Here is a 26887-nt window from a genome sequence, read left to right on the forward strand (position 1 = left end):
ACGTCACTCCATACTCGGCCATCCCGGACGCCGTGCGTCCCACGCCTAATGGAGCCAGCCGTGCCCCCTGCAGTTCTTCCCCTGGAAGGCGTCACCGTCGTCGCGCTGGAACATGCCGTCGCCGCCCCGTTCGCCAGTCGTCAGCTTGCCGATCTTGGCGCGCGCGTCATCAAGATCGAACGCCCTGGTGTCGGTGACTTCGCGCGCGGCTACGATCAGACTGTCCACGGCATGTCGTCGTTCTTCGTCTGGGCCAACCGGGGCAAGGAAAGCCTGTCGCTCGATCTGAAGCATCCCGACGCGGCAGACATCCTTCAGCAATTGCTTGGCGAGGCTGACGTGTTGATCCAGAACCTCGCGCCCGGCGCCGCCGACCGGCTCGGGCTAGGCTTCGACGCGCTGCACACCCGCTTTCCAAAGCTGATCGTGTGCGACATTTCGGGCTATGGCGACCACGGCCCATATCGCGACAAGAAGGCCTACGACCTGCTGATCCAGGCGGCGGCTGGCCTGATATCGGTCACCGGCGGCGAGGACGCGCCGTCGCGCGCCGGGATCTCGATCGCCGACATCGCGGCCGGCATGTACGCCTACTCGGGCATTCTCTCGGCGCTGCTGCTGCGTGCCCGCACCGGCGTGGGCGAGCGCGTGGAAGTCACCATGCTGGAAGCGCTTGGCGAGTGGATGTCGTATCCGCTGAACTTCGCGCACTATGGCGGCACGCCGCCCGCCCGGCATGGCCTGGCGCATCCCTCGATTGCGCCGTACGGCCACTATCGCACCGGCGACGGCGGCAGCGTGATCTTCGGACTGCAGAACGATCGGGAGTGGCAGCGCTTCTGTCTGAACGTTCTCGACGATGCGGCCCTGGCGAACGACCCGCGCTTCACGACGAATCTGGAACGCGTGAACCATCGCGAGGCGCTGGACGTGGAAATCGGCAAGCACCTGAACCGGATGACGCGCGACGAACTGATCGAACGTCTCGATCAGGGCGGCATTGCGAACGCACCGCTGAACGACATGCACGACGTCTGGAACCATCCGCAACTGGCAGCGCGGCAACGCTGGCGTGACGTTGCGACGCCAGCCGGATCGATCCAGGCCCTGTTGCCGCCCGCCACGCTGACGAACGCGCCAGCGCGCATGGGTGACGTGCCGGATCTTGGAGAACACACTGCCGCCATTCTGGGCAAGCTCGGATACACCGCGGCGCAACTGGAAGCGCTACGCCAGCAAGGGGCGATCTAGCACCACGCAAGAAAACCGGCAGTGCCTTGCACTGCCGGTTTTTTTAAGGCTTGTTTTACAAAATGCCCTTGGCGCGCAAGTCCGCGACTTCGTCGGAACCAAGCTTGAGATTGTCGCGCAGCACCTCGTCCGTATGTTGGCCGAGCCCCGGTGGCGCGTAACGCACCGTCGTGGGCGTCTCCGACAGCCTCAGCGGACTGGCCGTGCTGCAGATCCGGTTCACGCTATCCGACGGGGGACATCCTGCCTCCCCGTAACGCTCCTGCTCAACGCGCAGTCCGCGATGCTGGACATGCTCGTCGGCAAATGCCTGGGCGATATCGTTGATCGGACCGCAAGGCACTGACGCAGCCTCCAGCAGACGAATCCATTCGCTGGTCGGCCGGGTCCGCGTGACCTCGCTCATCATCGGAATCAGCGTCCGGCGATGTGTGACCCGGGCGCTGTTGGTAGCGAACCGCTCGTCGCGCGCCCAGTCGACATCGGCGGCTTCGCAGAAGCGCACGAACTGGCCGTCATTGCCGATGGCAAGCAACATGTCGCCGTCCTGCGTCGGGAAATCCTGATACGGCACGACGCTCGGGTGCGTGTTGCCCTGGCGGGTCGGCACGACACCCGCGTTCAGGTATCCCGCGCCCTGATTCGCCAGGACCGCCATGGCAACGTCGAGCAGCGCGACATCGATATGCTGGCCTCGGCCGGTGAAGTGCCGTGCCTCCAGCGCGCCAAGAATGGCCGTGGTCGCGTACATGCCCGTGAACACGTCGATCACGGCGACGCCCACGCGTACCGGGCCCGCGCCAGGCTCTCCGTCGGCCTGGCCAGTGATGCTCATCAGGCCGCTCATGGCCTGGATCAGCAGGTCATAGCCGGGACGTGCCGCGTAAGGGCCGGTCTGACCGAAACCCGTGACCGAGCAGTAGATCAGGCGCGGATTCAGCGCGCTGAGCGAGTCGTAGTCGAGCCCGTAGCGCTTGAGGCCACCGGTCTTGTAGTTCTCGATGACCACGTCGCTCTGCATCGCCAGTTCACGGATCAGCTTCTGCCCTTCCGGCTTGGCGATGTCGATCGTCACCGAGCGCTTGTTGCGATTGCACGCGGCAAAGTAGCTCGCCTGGCTCGTGGGCCCATCTTCGTCTTGCAGATACGGAGGCCCCCAGTGCCGGGTGTCATCCCCCGCGCCGGGCTTCTCGACCTTGATCACGTCCGCGCCCATGTCGGCGAGGTTCTGCGTGCACCACGGCCCAGCCAGCACACGCGATAGATCCAGCACGCGGATATGGCTCAGGGCGCCGGTCTGCCGGGACGGCAGCGGCAGGCCGGTGGTCGAATCGGAGGGTGTCGTCATGGTAATTCGTTGGATATTCAGGCGATCTCCGCCCAGCCATGGCTGAGCACGACCTTGTCGCGCTCCAGCACCTTGGCGCGCAACTGGAACTGATTAGGCTGAGCGGGATCGCGCCAGATCTCGGTGACGAGCGTTTCGCCCGGAAACACCGGTGATGCGAAGCGGATATCGAACGCGCGCAGCCGTGCCGGGTCGTGACCCGCGCATTGCCGCAGCAGCGCATGCGCAACAAGGCCGTAACTGGCCAGGCCATGCAGGATCGGCCGCTCGAATCCCGCTGCCGCCGCCACGGCAGGGTCCGCGTGCAGCGGATTGAAATCGCCCATCAGGCGATACAACAGCGCCGCTTCAGGGCGCGTCGGCTGCGTATCGACAAAGTCGGGCGCCCTGTCTTCAGGTGTCGGCCGCAGCGCGGGCAGTGGATCATCGCTCGGTTGCCCACCGTCCGCCTGACTGTAGCCGCCATCGCCACGCAGGAACGACACCTGCTGGACGGTCGCCAGCAGTTCACCCTGTGCGGTTTCCAGCTTCCGCTCGGTCACCATGATGGCTCCCTTCCCGGCGCCCTTGTCGGTCAGGTGCGTGATGCGGTTATGACCGACAACCTCAGCCTCTGCGGGCAGCGGACGGTGCAGCCGCAGCCGCTGTTCGCCGTGCAGCAGCTTGACCCAGTCGATACCGGTATCTGGCTCGCGTGCCCAGAAGCCGGGATAACCGAGCACCACCGCCTGCGACGGCAGCGCGCGCAGCCCGCTGGCAGCGCCTTCGTAGACAAAGGGCAATGCCGATGCATTCATCGGATCATTGCCCAGGCCCAGGCTCAGCGCGTACAGCATGGTGTCGCGCGCGGTGTAGTGCTGACGGACCGGCGCGAACGGCCGGTTCCGCAGATGCTGGTAGCTGATCGGCATCCTTCCCTCTGGTTCAGACCGGTGCGAAGACAGGGACCGGCGCGCCGCCGTCGGTCTCGGCGAACCGCACCTTCACGCGCTGGCCGATGTGTACGGTATCGAGATCGGTGTCGACGATATTCGTCATCATCGTCACACCGTCATCGAGCTTCACATAGGCGATGCAGAACGGATTGGGGCCGGCGCGGCGCGTGATGCTGAACGAGTAGATCTCGCCCTGCCCGCTGGCGGTCTTCCACTCGGTGTCACCCATGCAGAACGGGCACAGCGTGCGCGGATACCAGTGCGGCTTGCCGCAGGACTTGCATTGGCGCACCAGCAGTCGCCCTTCGCGGGCGGCCTGCCAGAAGGCGGTGTTATCGGGCTGCTCGTCGGGAGCCTTGTACGGAGTGGGGACGTAAGGAGTCGTCATCTGTGGCATCCCTGTTATTCGCGTTCGAGGATCAGCGTGGCGGAACCATGGCGTGAACCCATGTAGCCGCCGGTACCCTGGGCCAGCGCCAGGTCGCAGTTCTTCACCTGCACCGCGGGGTGGGCTTCGCCGCGCAACTGGCGCACGGCTTCGATCACCTTGGTGATGCCGCCACGGTTGGCCGGGTGGTTATTGCAGAGACCGCCGCCATCGGTATTGAACGGCAGCTTGCCCACGCCGGAGATCAGGTTGCCGTCCATCACGAACTTGCCGCCTTCGCCCTTCTTGCAGAAGCCCAGGTCTTCCAGCTGCATCAGCACGGTGATCGTGAAGCTGTCGTAGATCGACGCGTACTTGATGTCTGCCGGGGTGACACGGGCTTCCTCGAAGGCTGCAGCGCCGGAGAAACGCGCGGCGGACCACGACAGGTCCACCTGGCCGCCCAGCAAACCCTTCACGTGCTCGCCAGCGCCCAGGATCTTGATCTTCGGGCGATTAAGCTTGGCCGCGATTTCCGGGCGGGCCACGATGAGGGCACCGCCACCATCGGACACCACGCAGCAGTCCAGCCGGTGCAGCGGGTCGGAGATCATCGGGGAATTCACCACGTCCTCGACGGTGACAACTTCGCGCAACATGGCGTTCGGGTTGTACTGGGCGTGATGCGACGCAGCCACCTTGACCCACGCGAGCTGCTCGGGCGTGGTGCCGAACTCGTACATGTGCCGCTGGGCAACCATCGCGTACAGGTTGACCGTCACCGGGTTGAACGGTGCCTCGAACGGCTGGTCCGGCAGGTTCGCGCCCCAGTTGCGTGCCTGCGTGCCGCTCGAACCTTCCGAACGCGGACGGCCGGCCAGCGTGATCAGTGCCACGTTGCACTTGCCGGCAGCGATGGCCTGCGCGGCGTGCGAGACGTGGGCGATGTAGGAGGACCCGCCCATTTCGGTCGAATCCACATGACGCACATTCAGGCCGAGATAGTCGACCATGTTCACCATGCCGAGGCCCGGGGCGTCACCGGCGCAGAAGTAGCCGTCGACGTCGGCCAGCGACAGACCTGCATCCTCGAGCGCGCCCTTGGCGCTTTCCGCGTGAAGCTGGGCAACGGTCTTGTCCGGTGCCTTGCGGGTCGGGTGCTCGTACGCCCCGACGATATATGCCTTGCTATTGATGGTCATGAACAGTCATCCGTTATCGGGTCTTGTCAGGCCGCCATGGCTTCGCCGTAGCGTTCCAGGTGGAGGTCGGTATCGCCCAGCAGGACGTCTACCATGGTCAGCGCCTTGAAATAGTCGCCAACCTCCAGTTCATCAGTCATACCCATGCCGCCGTGCAACTGCACCGCCTGCTGGCCGGCGAAGCGCGCGGCCTTTGCCGTGACGACCTTCGCGGCGGACACCTTGCGGCGGCGCTCGGCCGCGTCGGTGGCATCGAGGCCCTGCGCGGCCACGTAGGCCATCGACAGCGCCAGTTCCTTCTGCAGCAGCATGTCGGCCACGCGGTGCTGAAGGGCCTGGAAAGATGCCAGCGGCTTGCCGAACTGCTTGCGGGTGCCAAGGTACTCGGCGGTGATCTCGATCAGCCGTTCGATAGCGCCGGCCGCCGCCGCGCATTGCGCGGCAACGCCGTGATCGAGTCCAAGCTCCTGGGCCTCGAGACCGTTCGTCGTGACCAGCGTGGCGGGCACGTCGGCGAGTTGCAGGTCCGCGCCCGACAGTCGGTCCATGGTCGGATAGCCGGTTACCGCCAGCCCCTTCGCGTCGCGGCTCACCAGGAACAGCGCCAGCGCGCCGTCGAGCATCGCCGAAACAATGTACGTATCAGCCGCCGCGCCATGCCAGACCACCGACTTCCGGCCATTGAGCACATAGCCGTCGGCACCGGCCTTGCGGGCCGTCGTCCTGGCGACTTCGGGGCGATAACGCGAGTCCGGCTCCAGATAGGCCAGCGTGAAGATCTTGTCGCCACTCGCGATGGCGGGCAGCCACTCGGCCTGCAGGGCAGCAGGCGCGTGATGCGCGAGGATCGCCGTGGCGATGACACCGCTCGGGATCACAGGCTCCTGCACGAGCGCGCGGCCCAGTTCGCGCTGCACGACAACCTGGCTGGCCGGGCCGTGGCCAAAGCCACCGTGGTCAGCCGGGACGGCCAGACCGAGCACGCCCATCTCCGCCAGCGACGACCAGATGCCCCGGTCGAAGCTGCCGTGTTCGCGGGCGTTGCGGCGGCGCTTCTCGAAGGAGTACTCGGATTCGACAAAGCGGCGCAGGCTGTCGGCGAGCATCCGCTGTTCTTCGCTATACGTGAAATCCATGCTTGTCGTCCTTTCGCCTAGAAACCGATGATCATCTTGGAGATGATGTTCTTCTGAACCTCGGTCGAACCACCGTAGATCGTGGTCTTGCGCATGTCGTAGTAGGTCGAGGCAGCCGGTGCCGCCCATTCCGCGCCACTAACGGGCTGAGGCGCGCCCAGCTCCATCCAGTCCGTCGAGTAAGGCCAGCCGTTCGGGCCCGCCACTTCCATCTGGAGCATGGCGATGTCCTGCTGCAGCTCCGAGCCACGAATCTTGACGATCGACGCTTCCGGGCCGGGGGTGCCCGCGGCCTGCGTGGCCACGCGCAGCAGCAGCATTTCCAGCGCCATCAGATCCATTTCGAGACGAGCGATCTTGTCGCGCATACGCACGTCGTCGATCAGGCGGCCGCCACGGCCATCGGTAGTCTCGGCGGCGTACTTCCGGAGCAGGCGCAGTTCGCGGTAGCAGTGCCCGATGCCGGCGATACCGGTGCGCTCGTGGCCGAGCAGGTACTTGGCGTAGGTCCAGCCCTTGTTCTCTTCGCCGAGCAGGTTCTCGACCGGTACCTCGACCTCCTCGAACCAGGTCTCGTTCACGTCGTGGCCACCGTCGAGCGTCTTGATCGGTCGCACTGTCACGCCGGGCGATTTCATGTCGATCAGCAGCATCGAGATGCCTTCCTGGGCCTTGGCTTCCGGGTCGGTACGCACCAGGCAGAAGATCCAGTCGGCGAAATGCGCCATCGTCGTCCAGGTCTTCTGGCCATTGACGATGTACTTGTCGCCACGGCGCACGGCGCTGGTCCGGAGCGAGGCGAGATCCGAACCGGAACCGGGTTCGGAGTAACCCTGGCACCAGAACTCATCCACGGTTGGGATGCGCGGCAGGAAACGTTCCTTGTGCGCGGCGCTGGCGTACTTCATCAGCACCGGGCCAATCATCGTGAGACCGAACGGCAACATGCGCGGGGCGCCAGCCCGCAGCGTCTCGATCTCGAAAATCAGGCGCTGCAGCGCGTTCCAGCCCGTGCCGCCCCATTCCTTCGGCCAGGTGGGGGCGCCCCAACCATGCGCGTGAAGGATGCGGTGCCACCGCACGTAGTCGTCCTTTTCCACACGCCTGTGGCCCAGTACCTTGTCGCGAATATCGGTCGGCAAGTTGGCCTGGACAAAGGCGCGGACTTCCTCTCGGAAGGCTTCTTCTTCCTTGGTGAAACGCAGGTCCATGAATCTGTCTCCGGTCTGATGAACAGATTCTATGGGCGCCCGGGCCGGGCTGGTTCAAGTTTGCCGAATCCTGCCTTTGACAACGCGAAATGCACACAGCCGACCGTTTCAGCGCCTCGAAGCCGCCCCTTGCCATTTACGAATGGCGTCGGCCAGGCTTTGCGGCGATGCTGGCCGGACTTTCCCCCGCAACACAAAGGACGGCAATTCCCGTGACCACCCGGATTCATCACTTGCTAGACCGCTGGCTGACCGAGTCGCCCGATCAACCGTTCATCCATCTGCCGGACGGCCGTAGCCTGACCTTCGCCGATCTGGGCGCGCTGACCACCGCGGCCGAAGCGGAATTGCTGGCGCTCGGCGTCCTGCCGGGAGACCGCGTCCTGGTCGTGGCGGAAAACTGCCCCGAACACGCCGCGCTGATTCTCGCCTGCAGCCGTGTGGGGGCGTGGTCCTGCGGCGTCAACGCGCGGATGGCGCCGGCCGAAATCGACGCCTTCGCCGCCAAGGCAGATGCCCGGGTGATCTACTTCACCGCGGCGGCGTCACGTGCCGCATCCGCCCATGCACGCCGGTTCGACGCCGTGCCTTCCGCGCTGAACGGCATGGAGCACAGCCACTTCCGCGCCAACGCCATGCCGGAAGGGCAGCCGCTGCAGGACCAGGTGGCCGCTCTGATCTTCACCTCCGGCACAACCGGCGAACCCAAGGGCGTGATGCTCACGCACGATGCCCTGATTCACTTTGCCCGCGTGACGTGCGAGGCCCGCGCGCTGAGCCCGGTGGACCGCAGCTATGCGTTTGTGCCGATGACCCACATTTTCGGGCTCGGCACCGTCCTGCTCAGTTCGCTGCTGGCCGGCGCGCAACTGGTCATGCGCCCGCACTTCGATCCGACCGACCTGCTGGATGCGCTGGCGCACTGCGGCGTATCGCAACTGCAGGGGCCGCCGACGCTGTATTCGCGTCTGCTGGCGCACCTGCAACATGAGGGCATCACGACACCCACGGCGCCCGCGCTGCGCTACCTCTACACCGGCGCCGGTCCGCTGGATCTGTCGCTCAAGCAGCGTGTGGAGGCCACATTTGGCCTGACGTTGCACCACGGCTACGGGCTGTCCGAGTACGCAGGCTCGGTGCACGTGACGCGGCTCGGCGACCGGCGTGCCGATACTAGCGCGGGTTATGCGGTGGCCGAGGCCGAAGTGCAGGTCACCGACCCCGTCACCGGCACACCGTTACCCCTGGGTGAACGCGGCGAGCTGTGGCTGCGCGGCAGGGGCCTGATGCCCGGCTATTTCCGCGATCCGGATGCCACCGCGAAAGCCATGCGCGAAGGCGGCTGGTACGCGAGCGGCGACCTCGGCGAAATGCACGCGGACGGCGCGCTGTTCGTGGTGGGCCGCCTGAAGGAAATGATCATCCGCTCCGGCTTCAACGTCTATCCGGCTGAGGTGGAGACCGCGCTCAACACGCACCCCAGCATCCAGCGCTCGGCAGTGGTCGGCTGCCGCGAAAGCGATGGCAACGAGGAGATCATTGCCTTCGTGGAACTGCGCCCCGGCGCCACGCTCGACGTTGCCGCGCTGCAGAACCACCTGCGTGAACGTCTGGCCCCGTACAAGCGCCCCGCGCGCATCGTGGCGCTGCCAGAGCTGCCAACGAATAACAACGGCAAGATCCTCAAGCGCGAGCTGCAGGAACAGGCCGCATCACTGCTGTCATAGGAGACTCCACATGCAATCCCCCCGTTCCTTCGCCATGCGCAGGCGGCTTCTGGCCGCCGGCCTGCTCGGCGCCGTCGCGCATCCGCTTTCCGCGCTCGCGGCCGATACCTGGCCGTCCAAGCCTGTGCGAATGATCGTGCCGTTTCCGCCTGGCGGTCCGGTGGACACCACGGCGCGAATCTTCGGCCAGAAGCTCGGCGAGATGTGGAAGGTCCCGATCGTCATCGACAACCGTCCCGGTGCTGGCGGCGTGATCGGGGCGACCGTCGCGGCGAAGGAACCTGCCGACGGCTACAGCCTGTTCGTGGGCGCCATCCATCACTCGGTCAATCCGTCGCTGATGGGCAAGCTGCCCTATGACATCGAGAAGGATTTCGCGCCGGTCAGCTTCGCGACGATGTATCCGATCTTTGTGGTGGTGCATCCGTCCGTGCCCGCCAATAACATCAAGGAATTCATCGCGTACGCAAAGAAGAGCGACAAGCCGCTCGCGTTCGGCTCTTCGGGCAATGGCGGCGGTACCCATCTGGCGGGCGAACTGTTCAACATGGAAGCCGGCACAAAGCTGCAGCACATCCCTTACAAGGGCAGCGCCCCGGCCATGAGCGACCTGCTCGGCGGACAGGTGCAGGTAATGTTCAGCGACGCCCCGACTGCCCTGCCGCACATCAAGACGGGCCGCATCAAGGTGCTCGGCGTGGCCAGCCGCCAGCGCTCAGCGATCTTGCCCGACGTGCCGACCGTTGCGGAATCCGGCCTGCCCGGCTACGAGGCCTACTCATGGTCTGCGCTGTTCGCACCGGCCCACACGCCGCAGCCGATCCTCAACAAGCTCAACGCCGATTTCAACGTCGCCATGAACGACCCGGCCGTGCGTCAGCGCATGGTGCAGGCCGGCGCGGATGCCGACCCGGGCACGCAGGAACAGATGCGCCAGCGACTGCACAGCGAAATCGAGAAATGGAAGAAGGTCATCCAGACAGCCGGCATTACGGCTGGGTGACGGATGACCTGGAGGGCGACGTGAAACCGGGGGCGATGCCCCCGGCAGCCATCAGCCCCGAGATCAGTCCCGAGGCGCCGCAGGCCAGCGGAACAGCGGCGGCTCCTTCTCCTTGAAGCGGCGCACAGCTTCGCGGTGGTAGCTGGTAGTGAAGGCGATGCCCTGCCCCAGCGACTCCATTTCCAGCATGGCACGCACATCGCTGCCAAGCGACTGATTCAACGCGCGTTTGGCCATGGCGAATGCAGCCGGCGAAGCGCCGGCCAGACCACGAGCCAGTTCGTCGGCGCGGGCATGGAGCTTGTCTTCCGGCACGATCTCGAACACGGCGCCAATCTGGCGCGCTTCCTCCGCGCCAATTTCGCGCGCGCTAAACACCAGTTCCCGCGCTTTCGCCATGCCTACCACTCTCGGCAGCGTGTATAGCGCGCCGCAATCGGGCACCAGGCCAACTTTCATGAACGGCATGCAGAAGCGCGCGCGCGGCGACGCCACGATGAAATCGGCAAGCAGCGCAATACTGAAGCCGGCCCCATAGGCCACCCCATCGACCGCCGCGACCACGGGACGATCCAGATCCAGCAGCATGGCGATCCAGCCATGCATGTCGTCCATGCGCGCGCGGCCCGCGTCCGCCTCCGTCACGTTCATCGCGCGGATGTCGCCACCGGAGCAGAAGTCCTCGCCTGCGCCGCGCAACACTACGGCGCGCACCGAGCGGTCGGCGCGAATCCGCTGTACTGCGTCGCATAGCCCGTCGCGCATGGAACCGTTCAGGGCGTTCTTCTGCTTCGGACGGTTGAGCGTCAGCGTTGCCACGCCATCCGAGATTGCCACCAGCAAGCCGTCTTCTTCTGTCATGCCTGTCTCCTTTTTTCGTCTACCACGGTCAGCTTGGCCGATCCTTGGCCATCCCGCCATTTGCATGTTTTGAATCCTGCGTTCGCCTGCGCGGAAGTACCCCCCGTAGTTGCGCGAATAGATCGAATGGGCCCGTTGGGGGGATAATCGCTGACTATTCTGGAGACAACGTCATGCGCTTCGACCTGGTCGATCTGAATCTCTTCACGCATATCGCTGAGGCCAGCAGCCTGACCCGCGGTGCAGAACGTTGCCACCTATCCCTGCCGGCTGCCAGCACCCGCATCAAGAACCTGGAAGAGCAGGTTGGCGTCAAACTGCTGAGCCGCAGCAGCCTCGGCGTCAAGGTGACGCCGGCAGGCGCGACGCTGCTTGCGCATGCCCGGCGCGTGCTGCGCCAGATCGAGCAGTTGAGCGGTGATCTGCAGGAGTATTCGTCCGGTATCAAGGGGCATGTGCGTGTATTCGCCAATACCACGGCGATGAGCGAGTTCCTGCCCGGGGTGCTGCGTACGTACCTCGTCAATCACCCCGACGTAACGGTCGACATCCGGGAGCGCCTCAGTCCGGACATCGTCAGGGCCGTGCAGGAAGGCATGGTCGATATCGGCATCGCCGCCAGCGGCGTGAACATGGAAGGCCTGGAAGTGATGCCCTATCGGCTCGACAGGCTCGTGCTGGCGACTGCACTCAGCCATCCGTTTGCCCAGAAGAAGCGGGTGCGCTTCGTCGAAACGCTCGACCAGGATTTCATCGGCCTGCCCGAGGAAAGCGCCATCCACAACTTCCTGAAGCGTGCTGCATCGGACCTGCAGCGCAACCTTCGCTGGCGCATCCAGGTCAGCAACTTCGAAACCGCCGCGCGCATGATCGAGGCAAACGTGGGGATCGGCGTGCTGCCGGAGAGCACCGCCCGCCGACTTTCCCAGACCATGGCGCTGAAGATCGTGCCGATCGAGGATGAGTGGGCCGAGCGCAAGTTGCAGATCTGCGTGGCGGACCTGGACGCGCTACCCGTCTTCGCGCGCAAGCTGGTGGAACTGCTGGTCGAGGACGGCATCGGCAATCCGGTCTGACGATTGCCGATGCCCCGAGCCGCTCATACCGCGGCTAGACCAGTTCCGCGATCATTCCCCGCAGGCGGTGCTTGTGCAGCTTGCCGCTGGCCGTCGTCGGCACCGCCGACACGCGCACGATGCGCGCCGGGCGCTTGTACGGCGAGAGCCTTTCGGCAAGGTAGGCGTGAAGATCCCTCTCGTCGAACGTCTCGCCTTCGCGAATCTCAACGAACGCGATGATCTCCTCGTCGCCGTCTTCCGCCGGATTCCCGACCACGGCAGACAAGCGGACCGACGGATGCGAGTTGATGACCGACTCCACTTCGATCGGATAAACGCTGAAGCCCGAACGGATGATCAGATCTCTCGTTCTGCCCACGATGAACAACGCGCCATCCTGATCGATGCGTCCGATGTCGCCCGTATTGAGCCAGCCGTCGGGACGCAATGCCTCCGCCGTCTGCTCGGGTGCGCGATAGTAGCCGCGCATGACACCCGGGCCTCTCACCCACAACTCTCCGGGGCTGCCCTCGGGCACTGGTTCGCCACCCGGCCCCACCACGCGCAACTCCGCGCCTTCCACGATTTCCCCGGCAGAGCTGTCGCTGCGCGGCCGGTCCGTGCGCGTGATGAACAGCGAACCCGCATACTCGGTCATGCCATAACCGTGATGCAGCGGCTGGCCGAACATCGCCTCGACGTTGCGCTTGAGCGCGAGATCGAGCGGACCACCGCCGGTATAGAGATAACGCAGACGCTTCGGATGCAGCGTGGTGACGCCGGTCTTGCCCAGGTAAGCCAGGATGCGACTGAACATCGCCGGCACACCCTGCAGGATCGAGATCTCGTCGCGTTGCAGCGCCGCGCAGGCATCGGCCACGTTGAAGCGCGCAACCAGATACAGGCTGCCACCGGCCTGGAATGTGGCGAGCAGCAACGTCGCCAGCCCGAAGATGTGCGACATCGGCATGATCGCGAACGCGCAGTCTTCCGGCCCCATCCGTCGGATCTCCGCCGTAACGCGGGCGTAGTGCAGCAACCCGCGATGCGTGACCATCACGCCCTTGGGTTGGCCGGTAGTGCCTGACGTGTAGATCAGCGCGGCCACGTCGCGCGCCAGTTCAGCAGGCTCGCGCTCGCTGCCGGCATCTGCGTCGGCGGCCATCAGCGGGCCGAGACCCGGTGGCGAGATTTCGCGGGCGCGATAGCGCAAGCCATGCCGCAATGCATCGGGGGATGCGGCATGAGTGAAGAGCATCAGCCGCGGTGTGCAATGAGCGCGGATCTCCTCGATCTCACGCGCAGTCAGCCTGGCATTCGTCACAACCGGCCACGCACCGAGTTCCGACAAGGCGAAGATCAGCGTGATCATGGCCAGGCTGTTCTCCGCGACGATCAGCACACGATCGCCCGTGCCGACACCCTGCGCTTCGAGATAGCGCTGGGCCAGTTCGACGCCTTCCCAGAGTTGCGCATAGCTGACGACACGGTCGCCCTCGCGCACCGCCACATTGTGCGGGGTACGGGTCGCCCAATGGCGGGGGATATCGCTGATCCGATGCGCGATCGGTCGCTCCTGCGGCATCTGGCTCAAATCCTCATGGAGAGTGGAACACGGCCCGACCGGGCCCGATCAGGGCGCGGTCGGGTCACATGTCGAAGTCTAGGGTCAGCAATGTGCCAGCGCAATTCGCCGTTCGAAAAGCAGTACTTCGCCCGCGCGAAACCGCCGGGTGATCCGGCTTGCCCGACCTCCATTCTTCGACCGCTTATACCTCGCTTATACCTTTTACTCGACCTCGATATTCGCAGTCTTGACCACGTTGCCCCAGAGCGCGAGTTCCTTCTTGATACGCCCTTGCAGCGCGGCCGGGCCGGACACGTTCAGGTCATAGCCGCCATCGACCATCCGCTCCCGGTAGGCCGCATCCTGCACCACGGCCTGCTGCGCCTTCACGAGTCGATCCGTCACATCGGCAGGTAGCCCCGGAGGACCAACCAGCGCGTACCAGCCCGTCAGGTCGTACTGCTTGAGGCCGGATTCGACCAGTGTCGGCACATTGGGCAGCGCGGGGTTGCGCGTCTTCGACGTCACGGCCAGCGCACGTACCTTGCCGCCCCGGATATGGCCGATAGCCGTTCCGGTGATATCGAACATGAAGGTCACCTTGCCGCTGATGACGTCGGCCATAGCCGGCGCATTGCCCTTGTATGGCACGTGCAGCATCTTCACTCCTGTCATCTGCGCAAGCAGTTCCGCCGACAGATGGTTCGACGCACCCACGCCCGCCGAACCGAAGCTCACTTCACCGGGATGCTTGCGCGCGTACGAGACCAGTTCGTCCACGTTCCTGGCCGGGAAATCCTTGTTGATCAGCAGCACGTTGGTGTAGTCGGTGATCAGGCCGACATAGCTGAAATCCTGTGCCGGCTTGAAGCTGACGGACCTCTGGATCAGCGGCGTCATCGTCATCGTCGGGCTGGCCACGAAATAGAGCGTGTAGCCGTCAGGCTTGGCGCTGACCGTCATGCCGGCCGCGATGGCGCCGCTGGCACCCGCCCGGTTATCGACGATTACCGGCTGCTTGAGCACACGCCCGAGGTAGTCCGCATAGATGCGCGCGGCGGTATCGACCGGCCCACCCGGCGCATACCCAACCAGCAATCTGACGGGACGGGATGGGTAGGCATCGGCAAGTGCCGAGCCGTTCGCAAGCACAAGCATTACCGCGGCAAGAAAAATTCGTAGCATTGTCTCCACCTGTTTTCTGCATCAGGACTTCCATTGCTCACCGGCTTTATCGCGAGTTTGTCGTGCGGTGAGTTGGGGGAGACTTTGCGGCAGACCCGCTGGGCCGGCAATTTGCATTTGTTGAAGGTGGGCTTTGAGGATGCGATAGCGGGCCGGCGCCCGTGGCCGCTACCGATAGTGCGGAGCCCTTCCAAGGGATAACCCCGACATGCGCGTGTGTTTGGAGGAAACCGCCTAAGGTTTTGATTGTGCTCGCAAAGTCAGGTGTCTTTACTGTTTCAAACAAAAAATGATTCCACCACCGAGGAGACTAGATGGAACACGGCAATCGTCGTGGGCCCGGCCGGGCTTGCGCGCATCAGGACACCGTCACGCTGAAGGCAGGGACACGCAGGTCCACAAGCGCCATCGCGAGGACTGCGGCGGGAACTGCGGCGGCCATCGCCGCAGCCATCGCCATGGCCTGGCCAGCCAGTGCCACGGCCGGCAGCGACTATGCAAAGACACGCTATCCGATCGTGCTGGTGCATGGTCTGACCGGCGCGGCAAAGATGGGCGGCGTGATCGACTACTGGTACGGCATTCCCGAAGTGCTGCGGGCCAATGGCGCCACGGTCTACGTGTCCACGGTGCCGTCGTTCAACAGCGATGAAGAACGCGCGCTGGCACTGCAGGCCTATGTACGCGCGGTCAAGCTGGAAACCGGCGCCGACAAGGTCAATCTGATCGGACACAGCCAGGGCGGGCCCACCTCGCGGATGCTGGCTGCAATGTCGCCGCAGGATGTGGCATCGGTGACGACTATCGGTAGCCCGCACCGCGGCAGCCAGCTCGCCGACGTCGTGCTGGACGTCATCAACGGCATCAGCAGCATTCCACTTGCGGGGCCGGCGCTGGTCAACGTGATTCAGGGCGTAACGAATCTCCTGGGCTGGTTCAATGGCCTGTTCAATGGACAGGCGCTGAACCAGGATGCGATTGCCTCTGCGCGCACCCTGACCAGCCAGGGCGCCACCGAGCAGAACGCGCGGCTCAACGCCACCCTGGCGCCTGGCTCGCAATCCGCGCTAGGCCCGGATTGCGACACCCCGGGAGCAGTCGCCGAGCAACGGCAGGGGCGCGATGCCAGCGGAAAGCTCGTCACCTACACCCAGGCCGCTTACTCCTGGACCGGCCGGGGCGGCCCGATCAACCTGCTGCGCTCGAACCTGCTTGACCCATCCACGGCGGCCATGGCCGCCGCTGCCGGTGTCATGGGCATGAAGGGCGCCGGCCCCAACGACGGGATGGTGTCGGTGTGCAGCGCCAAGTGGGGACGCGTGCTTTCCACCGACTACTACTGGAACCATCTCGACGAGATCAATCAGATGCTCGGTATGTATCAGGACGTCGACCCACGCACGGTGATCCTGAATCACGCCAACCGCTTGCGCAATGATCAGCTCTGAGCGAAGGCCAGGGGTCACCCTGGTCCTGGTAGTAGCCGGGCTCGTGGGTGCCGCCGTCTATTGGGCAACGGCACCCACGGAACCGGCGCAAGGTCCACTGCCGGCGCGGTCCCGCACGGACGCAAGGCCGGAGCTATCGGCATCACCCACTGACAGCATGCGCGCGCGAAACATCACCGAGATGCCGTCGTTGGCGGGCGTCGATATTCCACCCGGCCCGGAAGCCGACGCGCAAGGCAATCTGCGCCTGACGCGCGCGCTGCGTACCTACTTCGACTACTTCCTGAGCGCCAGCCATGATGCGGGTGACGCCGCGGCATTGGACCAGTTGGTGCGCGACGACATCCGCAAACATGTGCCGCAACCGGCCGAGGACCAGGCGTGGCGACTGTGGCAACGCTACCGGGCATACCTGTCCGAGATGCAGCCCAAAGCCACCGATGGACCGATGACCAGTGTGATTGGCGCGCCGGACACCAGTCAGGTGCAACGCCTGCGCGCATTGATAGCCGACCGCAACGCCGCGCGAGCGCGCCACTTGCCAGACGTCGCGGCCATCTGGTTCGACGACGAGCAAACCTACGACGACGCCATGCTCGCGCGCCTGGAGATAGCCACCCAGCCTGGACTCGACGACGCCGAACGACAGCGCCGCCTGTCCACACTGGACGCCACGCTGCCCGAATCCGTGCGTGCCGCGCGCGAAGCCGAAGCAAGGCCGCAGGCGATTAGCAAGACGATCGCCAGTAGGCAGACGGCAGGACGTAGCCCTCAGGATATCGGTGCATCCCTGGCTCAGGCATACGGTCCCGAGGTCGCCCAGCGCTATCAGCAGCAGGCGCAGGCCGAGCAGGCCTGGAAGCAGCGCTACGACGATTACGCAGCCCAGCGCTCGCAGATCGTGTCGTTCGCCGGTTTGTCGGAACAGGACCGCGCGCAGCAGCTTGAGACGCTGCGGCGGCAAACATTCACCAATCCAAGTGAAGCGTTGCAGGCCGAGGTGATGGACAAGGCCGTGGGGGGGGCGACGGGCGGCGCAGTGAGAGCGGTGCTATCTCCTGCAAGGTGCCTTCTCATGTCAGCCTGCTTCGGCACGGCGAATCGCGATCTCTCGGAGTCGTGCGCCCGCCCCACGCAGGCGTACCCTCCCGACATTCACGTGGAATCCACTAAGATACTGGCTTCCTGACTCACGCCCTGCTCGCCTTCTGCGCCCGGCACGCCTCACATCCCATGGCAACACGACGTACCGACGAAGCCTTCCTCGAGGAATTGACGCACCTGCTGATCACCACGGGTGTCTCGTCGCTGACCATCGGCGAGATGGCTCAGCGCATGCGATGCTCGCGCCGGCGCTTGTACGAAATCGCTGAAACCAAGGAAGAGCTGTTTGTTCACGTCTGCCGCAACGTGCTGGAAGCCAATCTGGAAAAAGGCTACGCGGCAGCCAGGCGCGCTCCCGACGCAGCGCGCGCCATCTCGGCCTACATGCATGCCACGCTGAATGCCACGGGACTGAGCAAGGCAGCCCTTACCGACCTGGACGCCATCGAGACCGGCCGCAAGGTGTTCGATGACTACCAGCTCGCGCGCGTGCGCGGACTGGAAAGCATGATCGAGGAAGGTGTGAGGCAGGGGCTGATGGCCCCGCACAATCCGCGCCTGGTTTCCGAAGCCATCCTGGGCGCGGCACACCGTCTGCGCAACCAGCAGTTCTTGCAGCAGACGGGCATGAAGATCGGCGATGCCTTCAGCGAATTCTACGAACTCATTCTGAACGGCCTTTTGGTCAGGCCGTCTGCGCCCACCCGACGGGCAAAGCCGCCCCGCGGCTGAGCAGGTATCCGTCAGGCGAGACGCGGCGAGTTTGCAAGCTCGCGTTGTTGTACTGGCGCGCCAAGTGCATGCAACATCGAAAGCACGGCTGATCCTTGCTCGTCGTCGCGCCAGATCCCGACCAGTTCCGACGGAGTCACTTGCTTTCCCAAGGGGCGGCACGCCAGATTAGGCAAGGTGACCACATCTACCGACCGCGGAACAATCGACACGCCGAAGCGCCTCGCGACCAGCGTGGCGATGGTCAGCATATGCCGGACTTGGTGGCGGATATTTGGTGTGAAACCGACACTCGCGCACAGCGCAACAATCTGGTCATGGAACTCTGGCGAGAAATGTCGCGGAAACAGGACGAAGTCGTCGTGTCGCAGCTCGCGGACATCAATGATCCTGTCGCGCGCCAGCGGATGATCCGCGGGCAGCAGGCAAATGAAGTGCTCGCCGTGCAGGGAGTGGGAGGCAATCCCGTTAGGGATCACGCGCGGATGAATAATGCCGATGTCAATATGTCTGGCCTGCAGTGCGTCAATCTGTTCGAAGCTATTCAACTCGTGCAGCACGACATCTACGTCCGGGTGAATGTCTCCGAAGGCTCGGATGCGTTCCCCCAATGGGGTCAGAACCGCGGATCCAACGAAACCCACATGGACTGCACCAATCTCGCCACGCGCTGCGCGCCCGGCCAGTTCACGTGCATTCGCCGTTAGCGCCAGGATCTTCAGCGCCTCCTTGTAGATCTCTTTGCCCGCCGCAGTCAGCGCTACCTCTCGGGTAGTGCGTTGCAGCAATTGCACCCCGAGTGATGCCTCCAGTTTCGCAATATTGAAACTCAGCGGGGGTTGGGTAATGGCCAGCCGGGCTGCCGCACGCCCGAAATGCAACTCCTCTGCCAGCGCGACGAAATAGCGTAGTTGCCTGAGATCCATGGAAGCCTCGGGGATTGATTCAAGCCGTGTATGAATGAGCCCGACAATTGTATTGGACACTGGTGATCTCGGAGCCAAGAATGGCCACAAGCGCGTCGGCGAGTCTGTCAGGCCACAGCGCCATAACGAGAACGAGGAGACCTATTGATGAACCTGCCCCGTCGGGCCGCGCTCGCCCATAGCATTGCCGCGAGCCTTCTGTTCTGCGTTGCAAATGCTGGCGCGCAAGAATTCCCCAGCCAGCCAATCAGGATCGTGGTTCCATATGCCGCGGGTGGCATGACGGACATCGTCGCTCGCGTTATTGGCCAGAAGCTCGGCGAGCATCTCGGGCAGCCCGTTGTCATCGATAACCGTCCCGGTGCCGCAACCATCGTCGGCGCGGAAGTCGTGGCCGGAGCGAAACCGGACGGCTATACGCTGCTGGCAGCCACCAATACCACGCTCACCATCAACCCGTGGCTGTATCCAAAGCTCCGCTACGACGCGGGCAAGAGCTTCACGCCAATCGCGCTGGTGGCCTCCGCGCCGAGCGTGATTGTGGTCAACCCCCTCGTGCCGGCGAAGACATTGAGCGAGCTGATGCAGCTCGCAAAGGCCCGGCATGGCGGACTGAGCTATGCCTCATACGGCAATGGTTCCACGGCGCACCTGGCTGGTGAAATGCTGGCCGCACGCGCAGGAGCCGAACTCCTGCATGTGCCATACAAGGGCAGCGCGCCCGCCAAGGCGGCAGTGATAGCCGGCGAGGTCAACATGACGTTCGAGCCAGCGTTCACCGGTCTGCCACAGATTTCTAGCGGCAAGCTGCGCGCATTGGCGGTCATGAGTAGCAAGCGCTCGGCCGTGCTTCCCGATGTGCCCACGACGGCTGAGCTAGGGTATCCCGGGATGGAGATGGCGGCCTGGGTCGGCTTGATGGCCCCCGCGGGCACGCCCACGCCGATCGTGAAAAAGCTTGCAAGTGAGGTCGAGCATGCCCTGACCGATCCGGCGGTTCTGGAAACGCTGCTGAAGAATGGCGCGGAGCCCGCCGGTTACTACGGAGGCTCCTTCGCCGCGTACCTGCGTGACGAGACCGCCCGCTACGGAAAGGTCATCGCTGACGCCCGCATACATGCCGACTGAACGCAACGTACAACCATGATCAAGCCACTTTCCCATATTCGAGTACTGGACTTGACGCGTGTGCTGGCCGGGCCCTGGTGTACGCAGAATCTCGCCGACCTGGGTGCGGAAGTCATCAAGGTGGAACGACCAGAAGTCGGCGACGAGACGCGCGGATGGGGACCACCATGGCTGCCGGCCGCGGAAGAGTCCGAACGCCGCGACTCCAGCTACTACGCCTCAGCCAACCGCGGCAAGAAGTCGATTACCGTGAACCTTGCAAGTGCTGACGGCCAAGCGATCATCCGTCGCCTTGCGGCGAGCGCCGACGTGCTGGTCGAGAACTACAAGGTCGGTACGCTCGCGCGCTACGGGCTGGGCTATGACGACCTACGAGAGGCCAATCCAGGTCTGGTGTACTGCTCCGTTACTGGCTTCGGACAGACTGGGCCATACCGGCATCTTCCAGGCTACGACTTCGTCTTCCAGGGCATGGGTGGCCTGATGAGCATTACCGGGGAGCGCGACGACCTGCCTGGCGGCGGTCCGCAGAAGGTCGGTATCGCGGTGGCCGACATTACAACCGGGATGTATGCCAGCCTGGCCATAGCCGCCGCCCTCACATGGCGTGAGCGTAGCGGCCAGGGCCAGCATATCGATATGGCACTGCTCGATTGCATGCTCGCCTTCAACAGCAATCAGGCCGTCAGCTACCTCGTCTCAGGCAAGCTTCCGAAGCGGCAGGGCAACGCACATGCCAACGCCGTCCCCTATCAGGTCTTCGATAGTCTGGATGGCAAGCTCATTGTCGCCGTGGGCAACGATAGTCAGTTTGCCGCCTATTGCCGCGCAGTCGGCAAGCCGGAGTTGGCCATCGACACACGATTTGCCAAGGTGACCGGACGCATTGTCAACCGCGAGGTGCTCCTGCCCATGCTGGTGGATGTGATGCGTACCGATTCCACCGCATCATGGCTTGCCCGACTCAAGGCTGCCGGCGTGCCATGCGGCCCTGTCAACGACTTCAGCCAGACATTCGAGGACCCGCAGGTACGGCACCGCGGCATCCGCGTGGACCTGCCTCTACCGGATGGCGGCATTTGCCCGTCGATTGCGAGCCCGATGCGCTTCTCTGCCACGCCGCTTGAACACAGTGCGGCGCCGCCAGCCCTGGGTGAGCACACTGACACCGTTCTGACGGAGTGTCTGGGCCTGCTACCTGCCGAACTTGCCCGCCTGCGCGAGGCCGGGGCCATCTGATTTCCGTATGCCCGGGACCGGGCGCGGATTGCATCCAACCTATGCCAGTGAGATTTCCATATGTCCTTTGAACCCGACTACGCCGATTACGTTAGCCCCCGTCCAGCGCGCTCCCACCAGAGTTCGCAGCATCTCGCGCCAGACTGCGCGGGACTCGACTTCCTTGCCCTTGACCGAGGTCTTCAGGACATGCTGCGGCTCTATCTCCCGGCCGACGCGCACGCTCACCTGCTGCCACACCTGGAACGCATGGGCAAACTGGCAGGCGGTCGACTGAACACGCTTGCCATCGTTGCGGACAAGCACGCACCGGTGCTGCACGTACGCACTCGCTGGGGCGAAGATGCTGACTGGATCGAGTATCACCCCGCCTATCAGGAGATGGAGCATATTGCCTTCGGTGACTTCCAGTTCCATGCGATGAGCCACCGTGGCGGTGTGCTGGGATGGAAAGAGCCAGTGCCTGCGGCGGCCAAGTATGCATTCCAGTACTTGTTCGTACAGGCAGAGTTCGGACAAATGTGCCCGATCAGCGTGTCCGATACATCGATCCACCTGATTCGCAAGTACGGCAGCGCCGCGCTACAGGAAAAGCTGCTGCCGCGTCTGCTCTCGTCCGACCCGGGCGCCATGTGGAAGGGCACGCAATTCATGACCGAGAAAGCCGGCGGATCGGATGTTGGCGCCATCGAGACCATTGCGCGCGAGGTTGATGGAGAGTGGCGCCTGTACGGAGAAAAATGGTTCTGCTCGCATACCGATGCCGATATCGCGCTTCTGCTGGCTCGTCCCGAGGGGGCCGTGGATGGCACGCGCGGTCTGGCGCTGTTCGCGCTGCCCCGTACGCTCGATGATGGCAGCCGTAACGCCTATCGCATCGTGCGGCTCAAGGACAAGCTGGGCACACGCTCGATGGCTAGCGGCGAGATACGCCTCGATGGGGCCGTGGCCTACCTGGTGGGTGATCCCACGCAAGGGCTGAAGCAGATGATGGAGCAGGTCAACCTGTCCAGGCTGTCGCACGCGGTGCGCGCGGCCGCGATGATGCGTCGCTGCCTGAATGAAGCCCTTGTCGCGGCACGACACCGCCGCGCCTTCGGCCGCGAAGTCGTCGGCCATGCGTTGCTGCGCCGGCAATTACTCAAAGTCATGGTGCCGACCGAAGCCGCTCTTTCAATGGTCATGGCTACTGCGGACATCATGGCCCGGGCTGGCAAAGGGGACAAGACCGCGGCGCTGGCGCTTCGCCTCCTTACGCCGCTGCTCAAGCTGCGGACCTGCCGCGATAACATCGAAGTTGCTACGGGTGCGATGGAGGTACGAGGCGGCAACGGCTATATCGAGGACTTCGTCAATGCGCGTCTGGTGCGTGACGCCCACATTGGGGTGTTGTGGGAGGGGACCAGCAACATCAATGCGCTCGATGCCATCCAGCGTGCGGTGCGCAAGGATGGTGCGCAACACGCGCTATTGGCGTTGATGTCGGCGCGGCTCGAGCAAGCAACGCATTTGCCGGCGGACCTGAGAGCAGTCTTGCAGCGCAGCTTGAGCCGAGCGATCGCGCTGGCCGAAACCGTTGCCAGCGATGCAGCGCTGGAGGCAGAAGTCCGCCGCGCAGCAAGCGCGCTCTACTACGCGACGGCAGCAACCATCCTTGCCTGGGAAGCCACGCAGCCCGGTGTGGACGGGCGTCGCCTGCTGCTCGCGCATGCTGTCCTCGAGCACTATCTGCTGCCCCGCGATCCGCTCGGTTCGCCGGAGTCCAAGGGGGAATCGGAGGCAGACCGGTTGCTCCTGCAGGGTGAACCGGTGAGCCTGGAGGCCGCTTGCGTCGCGTTGACCGGGCGATAGCCTGAAGATCGTCGTCGTGCGTGGCAGATCTGCATTGCCCTCGCGGTGACATGACTGCTGGAACGCCGCGACAAGGCCACGGCCAAACGCGCCTTCCTGCGGGGGCTGAACGGATACCCCCGTTCGCCCCACGCAGGGAAGGCGCCGAATCGACGCTCGCCGCCTACTGCGGCGGTATGTTGGCGGCTTGGATGACGCGCCCCCATTTCTCGTATTCCTCCCGCACGAAGCGGCTGCTCTGTTCGGGGCTCTCCACAATGGGGATCAGCGCTGCAGCATCCAGGGTCTTGCGCAAATCGGGGTTCTTCTGTGCCTGATTGATGAACTGGTTCAGGCGCGCGATGGTAGGCGCCGGCGTGCCCTTTGGCACGAATGCCGCCATCCAGCCCACGACTTCAAACCCTGGCACGCCGGACTCTGCCACCGTCGGCACATCGGGAAGCTGCGGCGCGCGCTTGGCGGTGGTAACGGCGAGCGCCCTCACCTTGCCGGACTGGATCTGAGTGACCGCTGCGCCAATATTGGCGAACAGGAAATCGACGTGCCCACCCATGAGCGCGCTCATGGCTTCGGACGGACCGCCATATGGCACATGCGTATAGTCGAGGCCCTTCACGTCCTGCTTGAGCAATTCAGCCGCCAGGTGAGCGGAACTGCCGACGCTGCCAGAAGCGTAGTTGACGCGGCCAGGGCGAGCTTTCACGTACGCCAGGAACTCGGCGAAAGTCTTCGCCGGGAACGAATTGCTCACTAGCAGCACATTGCCATTCAGGCCGAAGATCGCGACGGTCTGGAAATCCTTGAGCGGGTCATACGGCGTGGCGGCGATCAGGCGCGGGTTGATGGCATGGGTGACGTTGGTACCCAGCAGCATCGTGTAGCCGTCAGGTGCGGCATGGGCAACGAAATTGGCGCCGATGGTAGCGCCAGCGCCCGCCTTGTTCTCGGTAACGAGCGGCTGCTTGAGGGCATCGCCCATGTACTTGGCGAAAGTACGCGCGGTCAGGTCTGTCACACCACCGGGCGCGAACGGCACGATGAAGCGGATCGGCTTGGAGGGATAGCTGTCCTGCGCGTGCACGGTAGTGCCGGAAAAGGCAAGCGTCAGGGCGCACGCGCCCAGCAGTTTGCGGGTCAAACCCATGATTGTCTCCTTCTATTTTTTGGATGGCTTTGCGCGACACCTTCATGGCCGGTGTCGCTGCGACTTCAGGCTACTTGTCGGTCTTTGCCGTTCCAGTAGCTGCCTCGGATGGCCTTTCGGTCGATCTTGCCAAGCGCCGTCATCGGCAACTGCCCCGCGAAGATCACCGTCTTGGGCGCATTGACCACGCCTTTCCTGCTCTTGACGAACTCGATAAGCTCGTCCGCATCTGGTGCCTGTCCTGGCTTCGGCACCACAATGGCCGTGACGGATTCGCCCCACTTCTCGTCGGGCACACCGAACACCGCGGACATGGCGATGGCCGGGTGTTGTGCCAGGCAATGTTCAACTTCGCTCGGATAAACGTTGAACCCGCCCGTGATGATCATGTCCTTGGCGCGATCGACGATGTAGAGATAGCCCGCCGCATCGCGGCGCGCCATGTCGCCGGTATGCAGCCAGTCGCCAGCGAATACTTTCTCGTTCTCTTCGGGCCGGTTGAGATACCCGTCCATCACCAGTGGACCGCGCACGCACAACTCGCCGACATCGCCGACCGGCACTTCTCGCCTCGCGCTGTCTAACAACTTGACCTGATTGCCGACCATGACCTTGCCGCAGGAGCTCAGCAGGTGCGAGCGAGACAAGTCATGGTCGCGTCTGGACAGATAGCTGATGGTCATTGGCGCCTCGGCCTGACCATAGACCTGGCCGAATACCGGGCCAATCCTGTTCAGTGCTTCCTGCAGGCGAGACGGCGCAATCGGCGAGGCGCCATACAGCACCAGCTCCAGACTGGACAAGTCCGCCTCCGCAAGGCCAGCGTGATCCAGCAATGCGTAGATCTGCGTTGGCACCAGGAAGGTCAGATTGATGCGATGCTCGGCTACCCGCGACACAAAGTCAGAAGGGCTGAACTTGTCGCACAAGTACACGGTACCGCCGCGCAAAAGCGTCGGCAGGATCAGGCTGCCCGAAGCATGTGAAATCGGCGTGGTCACCAGATAGCGGATCTGCTGCGGCCATTCATACGTCGCCAGCATGGCCTGCAGCATCGTCACCACCGTGCGGTGCGTGTGGAGGATGCCCTTGGAGCGACCCGTGGTACCGCCGGTGTATGAGATCTTGCTGATTTCGGCGGCGTCGTCGCCCGGTTCCAGTTCCGCGTCGTCCATGGCCGCCGCCTGACTGGCGAGACCCGCACCTAGCACGCCGTCGTCCAGCGGCATCATCAGCACGTTTGCGACACGCGCCAGCAGGACCTGCGCGCGCGCTGCGAAACGCGCATCGTCGACTACCAGCGCTTTCACACCGGCGTCGGCGAGCACGAATGCGTGGTCCTCTTCCGACGCCATCGGATGCAATGAAACCGCCTTGAGTCCTGCAAGCTGCGCCGCGATGATCGCCACGACTGCCTCGACTCGATTGCCCACCAGAAAGGCCACGACATCCTGACGTTCCAGGCCGCGTGCATGGAACAACCTGGCCATGCGGTACGAGCGCCGGGCCAACGCTTCATAGGTGAGTGTCACACCGTCCTCGACCAGCGCCAGAGCCTGGGGACAAGCACGAAAAGCAGAGGTGTAGAGCTGCGCGGTCGTGGCGCAGCCGTATCGGGCGGATGCCTGGGGGGCCATTCTGTCTCCATTGCCTTGTTTTAGGTCTGAAGGCAATGTAAGTCCCATTTCGGTACCATGTCAATCATATTGGTACCGAAAATTCCGGTGGTATCGCCCCCTGCCTGGCTCGCCTGATGCGGCGCCGGCGAACAAAAAAGCCGCCCAATTGGGCGGCTCCATGGCTCGACTCCATCGCCAGACTCCGGCCAGTGCCAGAATCGCTGCAACGCAGCGGTCAATGTTGGACAGTCAGTGGAACACTTTCGTGTCGACCAGGTACCAAAACCTGCCTGCCCACCAGACCGACGTCGCCTTCCATAAATCGGTCGCCGGGCCGCCCTGTCGAACCCCCGCCACATCACCCACGCATTCGCAGCAGATCCGCGTAAGAGACCAGCTTGTGCTTCTCCTGTGCAAGCGTCTTTGGCTTTGACTCCGGGCGGGTTGGTTGGCCACGCTCGAATTCGACAATCGCGCGTGCGTCCTCCCGCGCGTAGGCTCGCGCGGTCCTGGCTTCCGCTTTCTGGCGCACTGTCTCCTGCCGCGCAGCAATACGTTCCTCTCGGGCAACGTCTTGCGCCGCCGACAGGATTTCGGCTTTTAGCAGATCACGCCTTTGCTTAGCTGCGGCACGGGCAGCTTGCAATTGCTCTTTCCGTTGCCGAATCCAGTCCTTCATGTTGACCGGGGCCGGCCTGGCCTCTGGCGGCACGCTCAGGCGCAAAGCCCTGCTGATTGAAACTCTGTCGGCCCGCAGCGCGCGCTGCGCGTCCTGTTTGGCATCACTCACACTGCCTCACTCTCTTCGACCAGCACAAAAGTGCTCGCCCATGCACCACATTTTT

The 26887-nt window shown here is 64.0% G+C and carries 23 protein-coding genes; 10 read left to right on the forward strand and 13 right to left on the reverse strand.

The features are described from left to right. Positions 1-48: 48 nt before the first annotated feature. Positions 49-1251 carry a CaiB/BaiF CoA transferase family protein gene (locus tag WD006_RS19415; RefSeq protein ID WP_029308822.1) on the forward strand — a complete coding sequence of 401 codons (1203 nt, stop codon included), beginning with the start codon at positions 49-51 and terminating at the stop codon, positions 1249-1251. A 55-nt stretch (positions 1252-1306) separates the two neighbouring features. On the opposite strand, the gene WD006_RS19420 is transcribed toward WD006_RS19415, so the two are convergent. The 6 genes from WD006_RS19420 to WD006_RS19445 are packed head-to-tail and all read right to left on the reverse strand — an operon-like array spanning position 1307 to position 7450. Continuing rightward, positions 1307-2599, reverse strand: coding sequence for a CaiB/BaiF CoA transferase family protein (locus WD006_RS19420; protein ID WP_011518325.1), 1293 nt, complete (start codon positions 2597-2599; stop codon positions 1307-1309). Positions 2600-2616: 17 nt separating this feature from the next. After that, on the reverse strand, positions 2617-3510 hold the full coding sequence (locus WD006_RS19425; protein WP_011518324.1) for a MaoC/PaaZ C-terminal domain-containing protein: 894 nt from the start codon (positions 3508-3510) through the stop codon (positions 2617-2619). A gap of 13 nt (positions 3511-3523) precedes the next feature. Then, positions 3524-3922, reverse strand: coding sequence for a Zn-ribbon domain-containing OB-fold protein (locus tag WD006_RS19430; protein WP_008651474.1), 399 nt, complete (start codon positions 3920-3922; stop codon positions 3524-3526). Positions 3923-3936: 14 nt separating this feature from the next. Continuing rightward, positions 3937-5103: a thiolase domain-containing protein gene (locus tag WD006_RS19435; RefSeq protein ID WP_008651473.1), complete on the reverse strand. Its 1167-nt coding sequence runs from the start codon at positions 5101-5103 to the stop codon at positions 3937-3939. 26 nt (positions 5104-5129) lie between these two features. Beyond that, on the reverse strand, positions 5130-6239 hold the full coding sequence (locus tag WD006_RS19440; protein ID WP_029308821.1) for an acyl-CoA dehydrogenase family protein: 1110 nt from the start codon (positions 6237-6239) through the stop codon (positions 5130-5132). A 17-nt stretch (positions 6240-6256) separates the two neighbouring features. Then, positions 6257-7450, reverse strand: coding sequence for an acyl-CoA dehydrogenase family protein (locus WD006_RS19445; protein ID WP_011518322.1), 1194 nt, complete (start codon positions 7448-7450; stop codon positions 6257-6259). A gap of 212 nt (positions 7451-7662) precedes the next feature. On the opposite strand from WD006_RS19445, the gene WD006_RS19450 reads away from it, so the two are divergent. Both WD006_RS19450 and WD006_RS19455 read left to right on the forward strand, forming a co-directional pair. Continuing rightward, positions 7663-9177 carry a class I adenylate-forming enzyme family protein gene (locus WD006_RS19450; RefSeq protein WP_029308820.1) on the forward strand — a complete coding sequence of 505 codons (1515 nt, stop codon included), beginning with the start codon at positions 7663-7665 and terminating at the stop codon, positions 9175-9177. 10 nt (positions 9178-9187) lie between these two features. Continuing rightward, entirely contained in the window at positions 9188-10180 is a 993-nt protein-coding gene (locus tag WD006_RS19455; RefSeq protein ID WP_029308819.1) for a tripartite tricarboxylate transporter substrate binding protein, read from the forward strand. A gap of 63 nt (positions 10181-10243) precedes the next feature. Here the strand turns inward: WD006_RS19455 and WD006_RS19460 are convergent, their stop codons facing one another. Continuing rightward, entirely contained in the window at positions 10244-11041 is a 798-nt protein-coding gene (locus WD006_RS19460) for an enoyl-CoA hydratase/isomerase family protein (RefSeq protein WP_029308818.1), read from the reverse strand. A gap of 173 nt (positions 11042-11214) precedes the next feature. On the opposite strand from WD006_RS19460, the gene WD006_RS19465 reads away from it, so the two are divergent. Continuing rightward, positions 11215-12117: a LysR substrate-binding domain-containing protein gene (locus WD006_RS19465; protein WP_011518318.1), complete on the forward strand. Its 903-nt coding sequence runs from the start codon at positions 11215-11217 to the stop codon at positions 12115-12117. 34 nt (positions 12118-12151) lie between these two features. Here the strand turns inward: WD006_RS19465 and WD006_RS19470 are convergent, their stop codons facing one another. Together WD006_RS19470 and WD006_RS19475 are read right to left on the reverse strand one after the other, a co-directional pair. Then, positions 12152-13684, reverse strand: a complete 1533-nt coding sequence (locus tag WD006_RS19470; RefSeq protein WP_029308817.1) for a class I adenylate-forming enzyme family protein — start codon at positions 13682-13684, stop codon at positions 12152-12154. A 204-nt stretch (positions 13685-13888) separates the two neighbouring features. Then, positions 13889-14851: a Bug family tripartite tricarboxylate transporter substrate binding protein gene (locus WD006_RS19475; RefSeq protein ID WP_029308816.1), complete on the reverse strand. Its 963-nt coding sequence runs from the start codon at positions 14849-14851 to the stop codon at positions 13889-13891. A 314-nt stretch (positions 14852-15165) separates the two neighbouring features. On the opposite strand from WD006_RS19475, the gene WD006_RS19480 reads away from it, so the two are divergent. The 3 genes from WD006_RS19480 to WD006_RS19490 are packed head-to-tail and all read left to right on the forward strand — an operon-like array spanning position 15166 to position 18135. Continuing rightward, the gene (locus WD006_RS19480; protein WP_035833285.1) at positions 15166-16299 is read left to right on the forward strand and encodes an esterase/lipase family protein; all 1134 of its coding nucleotides are present in this window, start codon (positions 15166-15168) and stop codon (positions 16297-16299) included. Next, on the forward strand, positions 16286-17488 hold the full coding sequence (locus WD006_RS19485) for a lipase secretion chaperone (RefSeq protein ID WP_104669934.1): 1203 nt from the start codon (positions 16286-16288) through the stop codon (positions 17486-17488). Before WD006_RS19480 ends, WD006_RS19485 begins: the two co-directional genes overlap by 14 nt. A 44-nt stretch (positions 17489-17532) precedes the next feature. Next, positions 17533-18135, forward strand: coding sequence for a TetR/AcrR family transcriptional regulator (locus WD006_RS19490; RefSeq protein ID WP_011518312.1), 603 nt, complete (start codon positions 17533-17535; stop codon positions 18133-18135). An 11-nt stretch (positions 18136-18146) separates the two neighbouring features. On the opposite strand, the gene WD006_RS19495 is transcribed toward WD006_RS19490, so the two are convergent. Continuing rightward, a complete protein-coding gene (locus WD006_RS19495; protein ID WP_029308813.1) occupies positions 18147-19061 on the reverse strand; it encodes a LysR substrate-binding domain-containing protein in 915 nt (304 codons plus the stop codon). Positions 19062-19208: 147 nt separating this feature from the next. Here WD006_RS19495 and WD006_RS19500 point away from each other — a divergent pair, with 147 nt between their 5' ends. The 3 genes from WD006_RS19500 to WD006_RS19510 are packed head-to-tail and all read left to right on the forward strand — an operon-like array spanning position 19209 to position 23279. After that, positions 19209-20189, forward strand: a complete 981-nt coding sequence (locus WD006_RS19500) for a Bug family tripartite tricarboxylate transporter substrate binding protein (RefSeq protein ID WP_011518310.1) — start codon at positions 19209-19211, stop codon at positions 20187-20189. A gap of 15 nt (positions 20190-20204) precedes the next feature. Then, complete coding sequence (locus WD006_RS19505; protein ID WP_029308812.1) at positions 20205-21428, forward strand: CaiB/BaiF CoA transferase family protein; 1224 nt, start codon at positions 20205-20207, stop codon at positions 21426-21428. 60 nt (positions 21429-21488) lie between these two features. Further along, a complete protein-coding gene (locus WD006_RS19510) occupies positions 21489-23279 on the forward strand; it encodes an acyl-CoA dehydrogenase family protein (protein WP_029308811.1) in 1791 nt (596 codons plus the stop codon). Between the two features lie 163 nt (positions 23280-23442). Here WD006_RS19510 and WD006_RS19515 read toward each other — a convergent pair whose 3' ends face one another. The 3 genes from WD006_RS19515 to WD006_RS19525 all read right to left on the reverse strand — a co-directional run bounded on the left by WD006_RS19515 (position 23443) and on the right by WD006_RS19525 (position 26832). Then, positions 23443-24423, reverse strand: a complete 981-nt coding sequence (locus tag WD006_RS19515) for a Bug family tripartite tricarboxylate transporter substrate binding protein (protein ID WP_029308810.1) — start codon at positions 24421-24423, stop codon at positions 23443-23445. 65 nt (positions 24424-24488) lie between these two features. Further along, on the reverse strand, positions 24489-26060 hold the full coding sequence (locus tag WD006_RS19520) for an AMP-binding protein (RefSeq protein ID WP_029308809.1): 1572 nt from the start codon (positions 26058-26060) through the stop codon (positions 24489-24491). A gap of 340 nt (positions 26061-26400) precedes the next feature. Then, a complete protein-coding gene (locus tag WD006_RS19525) occupies positions 26401-26832 on the reverse strand; it encodes a hypothetical protein (RefSeq protein ID WP_029308808.1) in 432 nt (143 codons plus the stop codon). Between the last annotated feature and the right edge of the window lie 55 nt (positions 26833-26887).

It is taken from the genome of Cupriavidus sp. Met-2 (assembly GCF_049843575.1).
Lineage (GTDB): Bacteria > Pseudomonadota > Gammaproteobacteria > Burkholderiales > Burkholderiaceae > Cupriavidus > Cupriavidus metallidurans.